Raw genomic sequence first — 14,132 nt, forward strand, 5'->3', positions numbered from 1 at the left:
CTTTACAACACGGCGGATGCCATGATCGTGGGAAAATTCGTTGGAAAGGAAGCTCTGTCTGCCGTAGGCGGAACCACAGGAAACCTGATCAACCTTCTGGTGGGCTTTTTCGTGGGCCTGTCCTCCGGTGCGGCCGTGATCGTTTCCCAGCATTACGGAGCGCGCCAGGATGACCAGGTACGGACCTCGGTCCATACCTCCTTCTGTCTGGCCCTGGCCGGCGGCGTGTTTCTGATGATCGTGGGCGAGGCCTGCGCCAGAGTGGCTGTAAAGGCCATGGGCGCTCCAGAAGAGATCATGGACTATTCTGTTACATATATGCGGATCTACTTCCTGGGAGTGATCCCCAACCTGGTCTACAATATGGGCGCGGCTATTTTAAGGGCCGTGGGAGACTCCAAGCGTCCGCTGTATTATCTGATCGTCTGTTGTTTTGTGAACATCGGACTGGACCTGCTGTTCGTTGTGGTACTGAAAATGGAGGTGGCGGGAGCCGCTCTGGCGACGATCCTGTCCCAGCTCCTTTCCGCCGCCCTGGTGATGTGGACGCTGATGCGCACGAAGGAATCCTTCCGGTTTGAACTGAAGCATCTGAAGGTGGATAAGCCCATGCTGAGAAAGATCATCCAGATCGGCTTTCCGGCAGGACTCCAGTCGGTGCTCTACTCCATTTCCAACGTGGTGATCCAGGCCAACATCAACAGCTTCGGCACCAACGTCATTGCGGCCTGGGCCGTTTACGGCAAGGTGGACGGACTGTTCTGGATGATCATGGACGCCATGGGCATCGCCATCACCACCTTTGCAGGCCAGAACTTTGGAGCGCGCAAATATGAGCGGATGCAGAAGGGCCATTACGTGGGTCTGGGGATCACCACGATCCTGACGGCCATCCTGGCCGCAGGCGTCATGCTCTTTGGAAGCATCCTGGGCTCGCTCTTTACCAGCGATCCGGACGTGCTGGCGGAAAGTATGACCATCATCCGGTTCGTAACGCCGTTCTGGTTCAGCTATATCTGTGTAAACGTATTTTCCAGTACCCTCCGGGGCATCGGCGACACGTTTATCCCCATGCTGCTGATCTGCTTCGGCACCTGCGGCTTAAGAGTCCTCTGGATCTTTACCGCAGGAGTGATGTATCCGGGCCTTTATACCAGCCTGGCCAGCTATCCCTTAAGCTGGACTGTCACATCCGTTGCGTTTATCATTTATTACTATAAATTCAGTGATATGCGCCGGATCAACAAGCTCATAAAGAAAGAGAAGAAAGAACGGCAGTAATGGAGCATATGGAAGTACAATTTGATCTTGTGGAAAAAAACGGAGGCGCCTGCGTGACAAAGATTTTGTCGCCGGGCGCCGCCTGTGTTATACCGGAAACCCTTTCCGGGCTTCCGGTGATAGAGCTGGGAGAGAAAGCCTTTGCCCAGACCGGGGTGGAGGAGGTGTTCCTTCCAAGGACTTTGAGGCGGTTGGGGCGGTACTGCTTTTATGGCTGCGAGAGGCTTTCCCATATCCATTTTTATGGAGGTCCCCTGGAGACGGGAGGCGGCTTTTTAACGGCCTGCGGCTGTCTGCGGGAGCTGACGGTCCACATGGATCCGTCGGAGCGGTCGGCGCTCAGGGATTTTGTGACCGAGGCCAGCGGACGGCTTCTGGTCCATTACCTGCTGCCAGGACCGGACGGGGAGGAGCATGAGGCGGCCAGGCTGCTGTTCCCGGTCTATTACGACGAGGCAGTGGAGAACACGCCGGCCCGGATCACCGTGTCCAACATCCACGGCGCCGGGCAGAAATACAGATACTGCTTTGAGGATAAAAGGGTCCGGTTTGATAAGTATGACCGGCTGTTCGTTTATGAGACGGCGGAGGAATCCGTAACAGCAGCGGCCGAGATCGCCGTGTCCCGGCTCATGTATCCCCATGGCCTTTGGGCGGAGGCACGGAGCGCCTACGGGGACTTTCTAAAGGAGCACCGGATGGAGGTTTTTCTGGACAGCCTGGGGAAAATGGAAGTCTTTAAGTGGCTGATGGCCTATGGAACCGACGGAGAGACGGGATCTCTGGCAGACGGACTGACCAGGGAGGAGACGGAGACCCTGCTCCTGGAGGCCTCCCGGAGGAAAATGGGAGAGATTTCCGGAATGCTTATGGAGTTTAAATATCATAAATTTCCAGAAAAAAAGAAGAAATTTGAATTTTAGTTCAGCAGAAAGGGGAGAATGCAGTGGAGCCATATGAACAGAAGACGCCGGGGGACCGGGGAAACGGCATCATGCGGACGGAGGCCGGAGCGCCTTCGCCCATCTGGCTGGAGCAGGCGGCGGCAGAGGAGCTGGCAGGAGTCTGCACGGAGATCCTTGGAAATGCCAGGAACGAGCTGTATCTTTCCATGCGCTTTCTGGACGTGGCCTTAAGCTCTCTGTACTTTGCCCCGGATCCATCGGTCCGGGGACTGGGGACTGACGGCACCACCCTGTTTTTCCAGATGGAGTCCCTGGCGACCATGTATAAAAAGAACAGGATCCTGGTGAACCGGACCTACCTCCACGGAGTGCTCCACTGTCTGTTCTGCCATTTGTGGAACCGGAAAAAGCGGGACAGGGAGTATTGGAATCTGGCCTGTGACATTGCGGCAGAGTCGGTGATCGACAGCCTTCTGCGGCCCTGTGTCCGTATTCCTCCTTCTGCTGTCAAACGGGAGTTTTATATGCGGCTGGAGAGCCGGTGCCGGGTTCTCAATGCGGAGAGCGTGTACCGGGCGCTCCGGGACATGGACCTTTCCGGGCGGGAGCTCCAGCGGCTGACGGCGGAATTTTATGCCGACGACCATCGGTTCTGGGAGCAGGAGCAGAAGCCTCCGCATCCCAATATGGCCAGAAACCGGAAAGAGGACTGGGATCAGAAGCGGGAAAAGATGCAGGTGGAGATGGAGGCGTTTTCTGAGGAAATGTCGGAGGATGAAAAGGACCTGCACAGCCAGCTGGCGGTGGAAAACCGGGAGCGGTACGATTACAGGAAATTCCTGCGGAAGTTTGCGGTCCTTAAGGAAACCGTCCAGGTGGATCCGGATTCCTTTGACTATGTATTTTATCATTACGGCATGGAGCTTTACGGCAATATGCCCCTGATCGAGCCTCTGGAGACGAAGGAACTCCGGAGGGTGGAGGATTTCGTCATTGTCATCGACACCTCCATGTCCTGCTCCGGGGAACTGGTGCGGCAGTTTTTAGAGGAAACGTATTCAGTGCTGACCCAGTCGGAGACGTATTTTAAAAAAGTGAACATCCACATCATCCAGTGCGACGACCGGGTGCGGGAGGACGTGGCCATCACCAGCGCGGAAACTCTGAAATCCTATATGGAACGGCTCACCATAAACGGCTGCGGCGGCACTGATTTCCGCCCGGCTTTCCAATACGTGGATGAGCTGGTGGGAAAGCAGCGGTTTTCCAGGCTTAAGGGACTTTTATATTTCACCGACGGACGGGGGATCTATCCGGTGAAGCGGCCGGTCTATGATACGGCTTTTGTGTTCATGGAACAGGATTTCCTGGATGTGGATGTGCCTCCCTGGGCCATGAAGATCATCCTGTCCCCGGAGGACCTGGATCGGGATGTGGAGGAGAAAGGATAAAGCATGAATATCAAACGGGCGAAGGAAGAATTAAAAAATACCATCCGGGCATATCTTGCAAAAAACAGCTACGGGGAGTATGAGATCCCGGTCATGGGTCAGAGACCGGTTCTTTTAATGGGACCGCCAGGGATCGGGAAGACCCAGATCATGGAGCAGGTGGCCAGGGCGTGCGGCATTGGCCTGGTGGCGTACACCATCACCCACCACACAAGGCAGAGCGCCATCGGCCTTCCCTTTATCTCAGAGCAGACCTATGGGGAAAAGGCGGTCTCAGTGACCCAGTACACCATGAGCGAGATCGTGGCGGCTGTTTATAATAAGATGGAGGAGACCGGACTTAAAGAGGGGATCCTGTTCATCGACGAGATCAACTGCGTGTCGGAGACACTGGCTCCGGCCATGCTGCAGTTTTTACAGTATAAGACCTTTGGGAACCATAAGATCCCCGACGGCTGGATCATCGCGGCGGCGGGAAATCCGCCGGAATTCAATAAATCCGTCCGGGAGTTTGATATTGCGACCCTGGACCGGGTGAAGCAGATCTTTGTGGAGCCGGATTTCGCCGTATGGAAGGAGTATGCGGTGCGGATGGAGGTCCATCCGGCGATCCTGTCCTACCTTACGGCCAGGCCCCAGAATTTCTGCCAGGTGGAGACTACGGTGGATGGTCCGGTCTTTGCGACCCCCAGAGGCTGGGAGGATCTGTCCAGATTTCTGACGGTTTATGAAAAGCTGGGAATCTCCTGTGACCGGGAGGTGGTTTCCCAGTATATCCCCCACGGGAGGATCGCCAGGGATTTTGCCAGTTATCTGGAGCTTTACTATAAATACCAGGCTCATTATCAGATCGATGAGGCCCTGTCCGGCCATAGGAGCGAAGCCCTTCTGGAGCAGGCGGCCAGAGCTCCCTTTGATGAGAAGCTTTCGGTCATCAGCCTGGTGCTGGCAAAGCTCAATGTGGAGTTCCGAAAGACTGGGAAAATGGAGGATAGCCTGGAGCTGCTGTTTGAGAAGCTGAAGGCGGTTAAGGAGCGGTTGGCAGAGGATGGAGACAGGACTCCTGTGCAAAGGCTTACAGCTTTTATCGGAGAGGTCCGGGAGGAATATGAAGGAAAGAAACAGGCAGGGCTTCTCACAAGGGCCCAGATCCACCAGTATGAGGACGTCTGCGGCACCATGGACCAGTATCTTCTGGCGGCAGGAGAGGCGGAAGCCCAGGATGGAGAGGCGCTGTTTGGGATGCTGGCGTCCAGGTTCGGAGAGGAACGGGAGCAGTATGAGGATCAGTGCAGGGCCGCTCTTCAGATGGTGGAATATGCTTTCGATTTTATGGAGGGCGCCTTTGGGGACAGCCAGGAAATGGTCATTTTCATCACAGAGCTGAACACCAGCTATGATGCGGTCCGGTTCCTGGAGGAGAATCCGTGTGAACGGTATTACCAGTATAACAGGAAGCTGCTTTTCGAGGACCGGGAGGCGGATATTAAAAGAAAGCTGGAACGGCTTTTATAAAGAACTGAAAACCAAAAGAAAATGGAGGAGAGCAATATGCAGTATGAAGGAACCTTATACAGACCCCCCAGCGAGGCCAGAAGCCTCATTATCCAGGTCACCATCGGGTGCGCCCATAACCGGTGTACCTTCTGCAACATGTACCGGGAGAAGAAGTTCCGGGTACGGGAAAAAGAGGAGATCATGCGGGATCTGGACGAGTGCCGGGCGTACTACGGGCCTATGGTGCGGCGGGTGTTCTTCGCCGATGGCGACGCCCTGGTGGTGAAGACGGAGCTGCTGTTGGAGCTTCTGGATTACGTCCATAAAAATTTCCCGGCGGTGGAGCGGATCGCCGCCTACGGAACGGCCAAGGACGTGTTAAAAAAATCGGAGGAAGATCTGAAGGCCCTGGCAGCAGCGGGACTGGAGCTGATTTATCTGGGAGCTGAATCCGGCGACGACCGGGTGCTGGAGCATATCAAAAAGGATGTGAAGGCGGCGGACATCATTGCAGCAGGACAGAAATTAAAGCGGTGCGGCTTACAGACATCGGTGACGCTGATCTCCGGCCTGGGCGGCCGGAAGGGGATCCGGGACCATGCCATAAAGTCTGCGGAGCTGATCACAGGAATGAACCCGGAATATGCCTCCTTTTTAACGCTCCGTCTTTACGAGGGGACGGAGATGAACGAGGAGGTGAAGCGCGGCGACATGGAGCTGATCACGCCAGATGAGATCGTGGAGGAAATGGAGCTGTTCTTAAAGCATGTGGATTCTCCAGGAACCGTATTCCGTACCAACCACGCCTCCAACTATGTGGTGCTGGCGGGAAATCTCAACGAGGATATCCCGCGGATGTTAGGAGAGCTGGAGGAGGCAAAGGAAGAGCAGAGATACCGTCTGGAGGAGTGGCGGAGACATATCTAAAAGACAGGGGAGCTGCTGGAAAAGGGAGGCGGACGCCTGGAAACCCTTTTGCAGCAGCCCCGGGCCGTTACAGACTTAAAACGGCGGTCTGGGCCGGCGTGTCTTTTTCAAGGACCATGGAAGCAGAGGCGTATGTGACCACGTCCCGGCACAGCTTCGTATAATCCTCCAGACGGCCGATGACATCATAGCCGAAGGTCTCGGAGCGGTAGTGCATGGGGATCACGATCCTGGGCTTTACCGCTTCCACCAGGGTTCTGGCCTGGGCCGCATCGATGGTATAATATCCGCCTACGGGGATCATAACGGCGTCCAGATCCTTTAAAAGCTCCATCTGGCCGGGCTCCAGAGTACACCCCAGGTCGCCCAGATGGGCGATCCGGAGACCGTCTGCCTCCAGGATATGGATCCGGTTTTCCCCGCGGAGTGAGCCGTTTTGATCGTCGTGGAAGGTCTGGATCACCGTGACTGTAAAGGGAGAGCCCTGTTTTCTGGCGGAAAGGTCCACCGCGTCCGTATAGCCGTGGTCACTGTGGCCATGGCTGCACAGCACCTGGCTGGCGGAAAGAGAAAGGGGAGGAAGTCCCGGGACGGAATCCGGGGCGTAGGGATCAAGGACAATGGAATAGCCGTCTGCTGAGACGGAAAAACAGGAATGTCCGTGCCATGTGATGGTAATGCTCATAAGATCGCTCCTTTCAGATTGGATACCTTGATTTTACCACACCATGGACAGAGAGGAAAGAAAAAGAGAAATGAAACGAAATCGTAAAGGCCTGCTGCTTGCCGCCGCCCTGTTTTTTGCCGCAATGGCCGCCGTTTCCGGGTATCAGCTTTATAAGATCTCAAAAGAGTATAAGGCCGGGGACGAGGATCTGCGGCAGATGTATGCGGCCATGGAAAGCGCCGGGGAGCGGGCAAAGGAGAAGACGCCGGAAATGTCCGTGGGAGACGGACAGGACGAAAGCCGGGAAGAAGGAGAGACAGCAGAGGCCGGGGAAGACAAAGAGGCGTCTGATGTCCGGAAGAAAGAAGAGGAAGCCAGGCTTTTGCAGTACCGGGAGCTTAAAAAGGCCAACAGCGACGTGACGGGCTGGATCCGCGTGGACGGGACCGTCATCGACTATCCGGTGATGCAGACCCCGGAGACCCCGGATTTTTACCTGAAACGGGGGTTCGATAAAAAATATTCCGCTTATGGGATGATCTATATGGACGAGGACTGCGATCTGGATGCAGGATGTCCGAACTTTGTGCTCTACGGCCACCACATGAAAAACGGCTCCATGTTCGCGGCCCTGGAAAAATATACGTCAGAGGAATTTTACAGGGAGCACCCGGAGATCCTCTTTGATAGCCTGGAAGAGACCGGCAGGTATCAGGTGGCGGCGGTGTTTAAGATGCCAGGGGCCCAGATCACCGAAGCGTTTGCCGGAACGCTCCTGGCGGCCACGGAGGAGGACTACAACGCGTTCATCGCCTATGCAAAGGAGCACAGTCTGTATGATACGGGGGTCACGCCCCAGTGGCCGGAGCAGCTTCTCACCCTGGGGACCTGCGAATACACCTATGAGGACGGGAGGTTGTTTGTGGTGGGGAGAGCGGTTCCAGCTTTGAAATAAGGTTATCTGGAGCGCTTTCTCATGCACTTGTTTTAGGAACCGCTGTGGGGAGCATTATATCTATATAACATAAAATTCAGTTTTTCCTAGTTTTATATTTAGAATCGGTAAAAAAATATCTAATATAGAATATAAAACTTGATATTATGATTTTTTATGCGTATACTATAAGAGGAAGGAGGTGTAGGATCATGTTATGCCAGTTTACATTTCAAAATTTTAAGTCCTATAAAAATGAAACCACTTTAGATTTTCAAGCCGCTGTGCTTCCCGAATTTAAAGATACACTGATTACCGATGCACATGCCTCTGATCTTCTCCCTGTTAATGTCATCTACGGTCCCAATGGCGGCGGGAAGTCAAACCTATTACAGGCTCTTGCCTGTGTCATATCTACTGTTGTAGAGCCGGTAAATGAATTAGGAAAAAACAGACAGGGACTTATTCTTCAGCAGAAGATCGATGCAGTTCCCTTTCTGTTTGATGAAACTTCAAAAAATGAACCAATCGGATTCCGGATTTTTTTTCGCATCGATAAAAACGAATACTGCTATTATCTCTCATTAAAGAATGATGAGATCAACTCTGAATTTCTATACCGAAAGGCAGTTACAGGCAAGAAGACGGCTATGATTTTCGAGCGTGAATCAGACCGTATTTCTCTTGGCTATACAATTAACAAAAAAAGTCTGAATACGAGTATCAATCCTAAAATGCCGTATCTTTCGTTTTTAGCCATCAACTATGATATTCCCGTCATCAGCGAGGTGATCACATGGTTTGAAAGCTGTATTATCCGCAGTTATGCAAATCCCATAGTGGAGCATCCGATCATGCTGGCCAAGGATGCTCCATATAAAGAGCAGTTCATCCGCGCCTTGAATGATATGGATATTGACATCACCGATTACCGCTATGATGAGGATACACATCAGCTTTTTGTGCAGCGCACTCTATCAACTCATAAATATGAACTGCCATTTTCGCAGGAATCTGATGGAACCAGGAAGCTCATCGCTGCTCTTCCTGTGATTTTGCTGGCTCTCCGTGAAGGACGTATGGTTATTATTGACGAACTGGATGCCAAGCTGCATCCGAAGCTTTTGCGCTATGTCATTTCCCTGTTTAAAAATAAGGAAATCAACAAATTCGGCGCTCAGCTTTTATTCACATCCCACGATATGTATACCTTAAAAAATACGATATTCCGTCGTGATGAAATCTGGTTTGCGGCAGAAACTGCTTCTCATGAAAGTGAGATCTATTCTCTGCATGAAATCCGGGGTGAGGACAACGATAGGATCAAGAATACCGCAGCGTATGACAAGCAGTATCTGGAAGGCCGATATGGAGCTGATCCATATCTGACCAATATGCTTGGAGGTGACTTTGCGTGAGTTTGAAACCTCCAAAGAAAAGCGATCTTGATAAAAACTGGATGAAAGCCCGCCGTGACAGGCCGAAAAAAATCCAGCCAGAATATCACCTCATCGTTACAGAAGGTACGGATACAGAACCTGCATATTTCGGTGCAATGAGGGATATCATCAACCGTGCATATCCGGATCGTATCCAGCTCAATATTCATGGTGCCGGTGATAATACGCTAAATTTGTTTCAAAAAGCCAGGCAACTCACCGCTGCATCTGCTAACGGTTATAAACATGTTTGGATTGTTTATGATACGGATGATTTTCCTGCTGATCATATCAATAAAACAGCAGAATTATGTATCTCTGAATCAACGGAGGAGGTCACTTATCATGCCATATGGTCAAATCAATGTATCGAATTATGGTTTCTTCTTCACTTTAGTTTTATACAGTCTGATTTACACCGGAGTTCTTACTGGCCAAAGCTGACAGGGCTTTTAAACTTCCAGGGCTTTGGGGCATATGAAAAGAACCGCAGCGATATGTATAGGATCCTGCTTCCATATATGGATCCTGCCATTGCCAATGCGGAAAAATTAGCAAAGACCAACGATGGAAAATTACCATCTGAATCGGCACCTGGAACACAGGTTTATCTACTGGTAAAAAAGCTCAGACCTTATCTCCAGACAAATTAAAAAATGCTGGGTGAAACCGGTTCTCATTTTGCCTGGACTGGTCGGACTATCCGGATGAGTTTCCGGCGTTTCTCTCATAATAAAAAATATACTGCTGCATGACTCCGGCAAAGCCGCGGTACCGGGAAAAATGTTTCTGTATCAGAGCCTCGCAGACCCTGGACTGGGGAAGATCTTTTGGAAGACGGCTTTTGGGGGCGTACCGGTTCATGAGGATCTTCCGGATCCATGTGTCCACAGGGAAGGCGTCGATGTGGTGGAGGCCGAAAAGGCAGATGCAGTTGGCTACCTTCTCGCCAATGCCGTAAAAGCCGGTGAGATAGTCCATGGCGTCTTCGTAGGACAGGGATCCAAGATAGGAAAGATCCAGCCGTCCGCTGCATGCGTCCTCGCAGGCCCGTTTGATATATTTGGCCCGGTAGCCCAGCTTCATGGCAAGCAGATCCTCCAGAGAAGCGGCAGAGAGCTGTTCCGGCGACGGGAAGGAGTAAAATGTGCCGGGAACGGGAAGGCGGCTTCCGTATGCATGGCTTAAATCCTCTACCCGGCGGCGGATGGACGGGATGGTCTGCTGCTGGGAGATGATGAAGGTAATGATCATTTCCCACAGATCCTGGCGGAGGATGCGGACCCCCTGGCCGAAATCGGCAGCCTGCTTTAAGTAGGCGTCCCTGGGATTTATGGCCTTCCGGAAGGCATCGTAATCTGTGTCCAGGTCAAAATAGCGTTCCCAGAACGGAAGCTCCTCCGGTTCACAGAAGAAGGTCACGGTCTGGCCGTCCTGGGCGGCCTTTAGAAAGTGCGGTCCGCTGATGACGGTATATGTATTGGCTTCCTCGGCCGGGAGCATACGGAAGCACTGGCCGGAATCGGCGATCTGTTTCAGGTCAAAGCTGGTAAGGGTCTTCTGGATCATGGATCCTCCTTGGATGCGGTTTTATGATCATGAAATACTTCGGGGGCATAGGGGCTCTGCAGACGGAAGATGTCTGACCTTTTGCATCTGGTATTATTTTACCACAGGCAGACTTCCTGGGGAAGCTTTCTTTTTATAAGATTTTATTGTATAATTATAAATTATTCAGACTGAAAAATATTTCAATAAAAATCTGGGAAAGGGGTTATATTTATGCGTGAAAATGTATACAGAAAAATGGCGGGGCATGTGATCGAAGGATTAAAAAAGAGGAATATGGAAGGGATCTACTGTGAAACTGGGGAAGAGGCGGCCAGGGCAGTGGCGGATATGGTCGGCCCGGGAGACCTGGTGACCTGGGGAGGCTCTGCTACCGTAAACGAGCTGGGGATCCTGGACCTTCTCAGAGAAAAGGGAGCCAGGCTTCTGGAGTATCCGGAGGCGGAGAAACGGGCTCCGGGAAGCCCCATATTCCAGGAGGCAGCCGGAGCCGACTATTTTCTTATGGGTACCAATGCCATCACCATAAACGGTGAGCTGGTGAACATTGACGGAGCCAGCAACCGGGTCTCCAGCCTGCTCCACGGGCCGAAGCATGTGGTCATCGTGGCCGGGATCAATAAGATCGTAAAGACTGTGGAGGACGGGATCCACCGGATCCAGACCCAGACGTGCCCGGTGATCGCAGATAAGACAGGGAGAAAGACTCCGTGCGGGACAGCTGGCTTCTGTACAGACTGCCAGTCCCCGGACTGCATGTGCTGCAATATCGTGGTCACCAGGCGTTCCCGGTATACGGGCCGGATCCGGGTCATTTTAGTGGGAGAGACCCTGGGGATCTAAGAGCTCCGGAGCCATTCCTATTTCTGGGCCTTTTTATCGGCCTTGGCCTGGAATTTTTCATTGGGTACGATAAAGCGTTCGTGGCTGCCCCCGCCGATCTTTCCTGTTTCGTCGAAGGCGGCCACGGAGAATACCAGTCTGCGGCCGTCGATCTCCGTCAGCTCGCTTTCACACCACACCTTCATGCCCAGGGGAGTGGGGGCATCGTGGGTGACGTTCAGGAGCGTGCCCACAGTGCCGCAGCCCTCCTCCAGATAAGGAGCCACGCTTTTCCATGCGGTCTTTTCCATCAGGGCGATCATAGCCGGGGTAGCGAATACATCCAGGGTGCCGCTGCCCATGGTCTTTGCGGAATTTGCATCTGTTACGACAATTTCTTCTTTTCCTTTTATTCCAACTGTCAGCATAATTTTTCTTCCTCCATCGGTGGTTTTATTTCCAAATGCAGCAGACATGTATCTTCCTGCCTGCCGGCAGCGGACAAGAAGCATCGGGCGTCTGCTTTTCCGATTATAAAATAATTCCCCAGGAATTGCAAGAAGGGCGGAGGTCATGGTACAATAAGATACATGGCTGAACGGCTGCAGTAAGAGAGACATTATATCATCAAGCATCTGGTTTTCCCATTTTCTGCGAAGATCCGGACGCTTAATCCTCCCGGAGGGGTACTGAAATCCAGGCACTTCAGTTTCCGAAGGGATGTTATGGGAAAACTTATAGCCGGATCTTCCCTGAATGGAGGTTTTATGAAGATCACTTATATCCATCACAGCGCATTCCTGGCGGAAACGGAGCACGCCTGCCTGCTGTTCGACTATTTCAAAGGCAGTCTGCCAAAGCTTCCGGAAGGGAAACGGCTTTATATATTTGCCAGTCACCGCCATCCCGACCATTTTTCCAAAGTGATATTTGACATTGCGGCAGAGCATGGAGATACGGTCCTCCTCCTGTCGTCAGATATCTGGAGGAAGCGGGTGCCGGAGGAGCTTAAGGGGGCTGCCGTGTTCCTGAAGCCCGATACGGTCTGGGAGGACGACGTACTGAAGGCGGAAACCTTCCGGTCCACCGATGAGGGCGTGGCATTCTGGTGTACGGTGGACGGCCACACTCTTTACCATGCGGGAGACCTGAACCACTGGTACTGGGACGGGGAGGATCCCCAGTGGAACGAAAATATGACAAGGAATTACCGGGAGGAGATCGGGAAAATGAAGGGCCGCCATGCAGACGCGGCTTTCCTGCCGCTGGATCCCAGGCTTGGCGAGTATTTTTACCTGGGGATCGATGATTTTATGAAGGCAGCGGACGCAGACTGGATCTTTCCCATGCATTTCTGGGGCGAGTTTGATGTGGGAGCACGGCTTAAGGCTCTGGACTGTTCCAGGGGGTACCGGGAAAGGATCGCAGAAATATCCACAGAGGGACAGGAATTTTCTATCTGAAAAAGCGGATAAAAATATAAAAGATACAGGAGGGATCGGATTTGAAGTTTAAGTTTGCCCACAACAATTTTAATGTAGCGGATCTGGACAGGTCCCTGCGCTTTTATGAGGAAGCGCTGGGCCTTAAGGAGGTGCGGAGAAAGGAAGCGGAGGACGGGAGCTTTATCATCGTATACCTGGGAGACGGAGAGACTGGCCATCTTCTGGAGCTGACATGGCTCAGAGACTGGGAGAAGGACCACTACGACCTGGGAGACAATGAATTCCACCTGGCATTTACAGTGGACGATTTTGATGCGGCCCATGCAAAGCACCAGGAAATGGGCTGCATCTGCTTTGAAAACGAAAAAATGGGGATCTATTTTATCACAGATCCCGACGAATACTGGCTGGAGATCGTGCCAGTGAGAAAATAGCGGCGGCGTGCCAGGAAACAGAAGGAGGAAATAAAAATGATCCTGATCAAAAACGGAAGAGTCATTGACCCGGCAAAGGGGACCGACGATGTGATGGATATGGTCATCGACGGAGGAAAGATCAAGGCCATGGGCCATTACCCGGAAAATGGAGAGTACGAAACGGTCATCGATGCCAGCGGCCTTACGGTGGGACCGGGACTCATCGACATCCACGTCCATTTCCGCGATCCGGGCCTTACCTATAAGGAGGATATCGGGACCGGAGCGGCAGCGGCGAAAAAGGGAGGCTTCACCACAGTGGTGACCATGGCCAATACGAAGCCTCCGGTGGACAGCGAAGAGACCGTAAGATATGTGCTGGAGGAAGGAAAAAAGACAGGGATCCATGTGCTTCCTGCGGCCTGCGTTTCCGTGGGCATGAAGGGCCAGGAACTGACGGATATGGACGCGTTAAAGGCAGCGGGGGCCGTGGGCTTCACCGATGACGGGATCCCGCTGATGGATCAGAGGCTGGTGCGCCAGGCCATGCTGAAGGCGAAGGAGCTGGACGTTCCCTTGAGCTTCCATGAGGAGGACCCGGCTTTCATTTCAGAAAACGGCATCCATGCGGGTGAGGCTGCGAAGGCGCTGGGGATCCAGGGCTCTCCGGCCCTGGCAGAGGATGCACTGGTGGCCCGGGACTGCGTGCTGGCCCTCCATACAGGCGCGTCGGTGAATATCCAGCCTATCAGCTCGGTAGATTCCGGGCGGATGGTGAG

Annotated in this window: 15 protein-coding genes; 12 read left to right on the forward strand and 3 right to left on the reverse strand. The window is 52.8% G+C overall.

From position 1 onward, the window contains the following. From WIH05_RS03645 to WIH05_RS03665, 5 genes are all read left to right on the forward strand, one after another. Positions 1-1,281 (forward strand): MATE family efflux transporter (locus WIH05_RS03645; RefSeq protein ID WP_337424987.1); only part of this gene is annotated, 1,281 nt, incomplete at its 5' end. Between the two features lie 8 nt (positions 1,282-1,289). After that, complete coding sequence (locus tag WIH05_RS03650; protein WP_337424988.1) at positions 1,290-2,204, forward strand: leucine-rich repeat protein; 915 nt, start codon at positions 1,290-1,292, stop codon at positions 2,202-2,204. Between the two features lie 23 nt (positions 2,205-2,227). Further along, the gene (locus tag WIH05_RS03655) at positions 2,228-3,637 is read left to right on the forward strand and encodes a VWA-like domain-containing protein (protein ID WP_337424989.1); all 1,410 of its coding nucleotides are present in this window, start codon (positions 2,228-2,230) and stop codon (positions 3,635-3,637) included. 3 nt (positions 3,638-3,640) lie between these two features. Continuing rightward, positions 3,641-5,152: an AAA family ATPase gene (locus WIH05_RS03660; protein WP_022273452.1), complete on the forward strand. Its 1,512-nt coding sequence runs from the start codon at positions 3,641-3,643 to the stop codon at positions 5,150-5,152. A 36-nt stretch (positions 5,153-5,188) separates the two neighbouring features. After that, the gene (locus WIH05_RS03665; protein WP_022273453.1) at positions 5,189-6,061 is read left to right on the forward strand and encodes a radical SAM protein; all 873 of its coding nucleotides are present in this window, start codon (positions 5,189-5,191) and stop codon (positions 6,059-6,061) included. A gap of 67 nt (positions 6,062-6,128) precedes the next feature. Here the strand turns inward: WIH05_RS03665 and WIH05_RS03670 are convergent, their stop codons facing one another. Next, complete coding sequence (locus tag WIH05_RS03670) at positions 6,129-6,746, reverse strand: MBL fold metallo-hydrolase (RefSeq protein ID WP_022273454.1); 618 nt, start codon at positions 6,744-6,746, stop codon at positions 6,129-6,131. Between the two features lie 70 nt (positions 6,747-6,816). Here WIH05_RS03670 and srtB point away from each other — a divergent pair, with 70 nt between their 5' ends. The 3 genes from srtB (at position 6,817) to WIH05_RS03685 (ending at position 9,754) form a co-directional block, all read left to right on the forward strand. Next, entirely contained in the window at positions 6,817-7,683 is an 867-nt protein-coding gene (srtB, locus tag WIH05_RS03675) for a class B sortase (RefSeq protein WP_022273455.1), read from the forward strand. Positions 7,684-7,874: 191 nt separating this feature from the next. After that, positions 7,875-9,080, forward strand: coding sequence for an ATP-binding protein (locus WIH05_RS03680; protein ID WP_022273456.1), 1,206 nt, complete (start codon positions 7,875-7,877; stop codon positions 9,078-9,080). Beyond that, positions 9,077-9,754 (forward strand): RloB family protein, encoded by a 678-nt coding sequence (locus WIH05_RS03685; RefSeq protein ID WP_022273457.1) that lies wholly within the window; start codon positions 9,077-9,079, stop codon positions 9,752-9,754. The genes WIH05_RS03680 and WIH05_RS03685 overlap by 4 nt, the downstream gene beginning before the upstream one ends. A 46-nt stretch (positions 9,755-9,800) precedes the next feature. Here the strand turns inward: WIH05_RS03685 and WIH05_RS03690 are convergent, their stop codons facing one another. Beyond that, on the reverse strand, positions 9,801-10,670 hold the full coding sequence (locus WIH05_RS03690; protein ID WP_022273458.1) for a DNA glycosylase: 870 nt from the start codon (positions 10,668-10,670) through the stop codon (positions 9,801-9,803). 213 nt (positions 10,671-10,883) lie between these two features. Between WIH05_RS03690 and WIH05_RS03695 the strand changes: the two genes are divergently transcribed. Next, entirely contained in the window at positions 10,884-11,513 is a 630-nt protein-coding gene (locus WIH05_RS03695) for a lactate utilization protein (RefSeq protein WP_337424990.1), read from the forward strand. A gap of 17 nt (positions 11,514-11,530) precedes the next feature. Here WIH05_RS03695 and WIH05_RS03700 read toward each other — a convergent pair whose 3' ends face one another. Further along, on the reverse strand, positions 11,531-11,920 hold the full coding sequence (locus tag WIH05_RS03700) for a thioesterase family protein (RefSeq protein ID WP_022273460.1): 390 nt from the start codon (positions 11,918-11,920) through the stop codon (positions 11,531-11,533). A 339-nt stretch (positions 11,921-12,259) separates the two neighbouring features. Between WIH05_RS03700 and WIH05_RS03705 the strand changes: the two genes are divergently transcribed. From WIH05_RS03705 to WIH05_RS03715, 3 genes are all read left to right on the forward strand, one after another. Continuing rightward, on the forward strand, positions 12,260-12,955 hold the full coding sequence (locus tag WIH05_RS03705) for an MBL fold metallo-hydrolase (protein WP_022273461.1): 696 nt from the start codon (positions 12,260-12,262) through the stop codon (positions 12,953-12,955). A gap of 41 nt (positions 12,956-12,996) precedes the next feature. Then, positions 12,997-13,371: a VOC family protein gene (locus tag WIH05_RS03710; protein WP_022273462.1), complete on the forward strand. Its 375-nt coding sequence runs from the start codon at positions 12,997-12,999 to the stop codon at positions 13,369-13,371. Positions 13,372-13,407: 36 nt separating this feature from the next. Then, a partial coding sequence (locus WIH05_RS03715; RefSeq protein ID WP_337424991.1) for an amidohydrolase family protein occupies positions 13,408-14,132 on the forward strand: 725 nt, incomplete at its 3' end.

It is taken from the genome of Alitiscatomonas sp. (genome assembly GCF_037242085.1).
GTDB lineage: Bacteria > Bacillota > Clostridia > Lachnospirales > Lachnospiraceae > Alitiscatomonas > Alitiscatomonas aceti.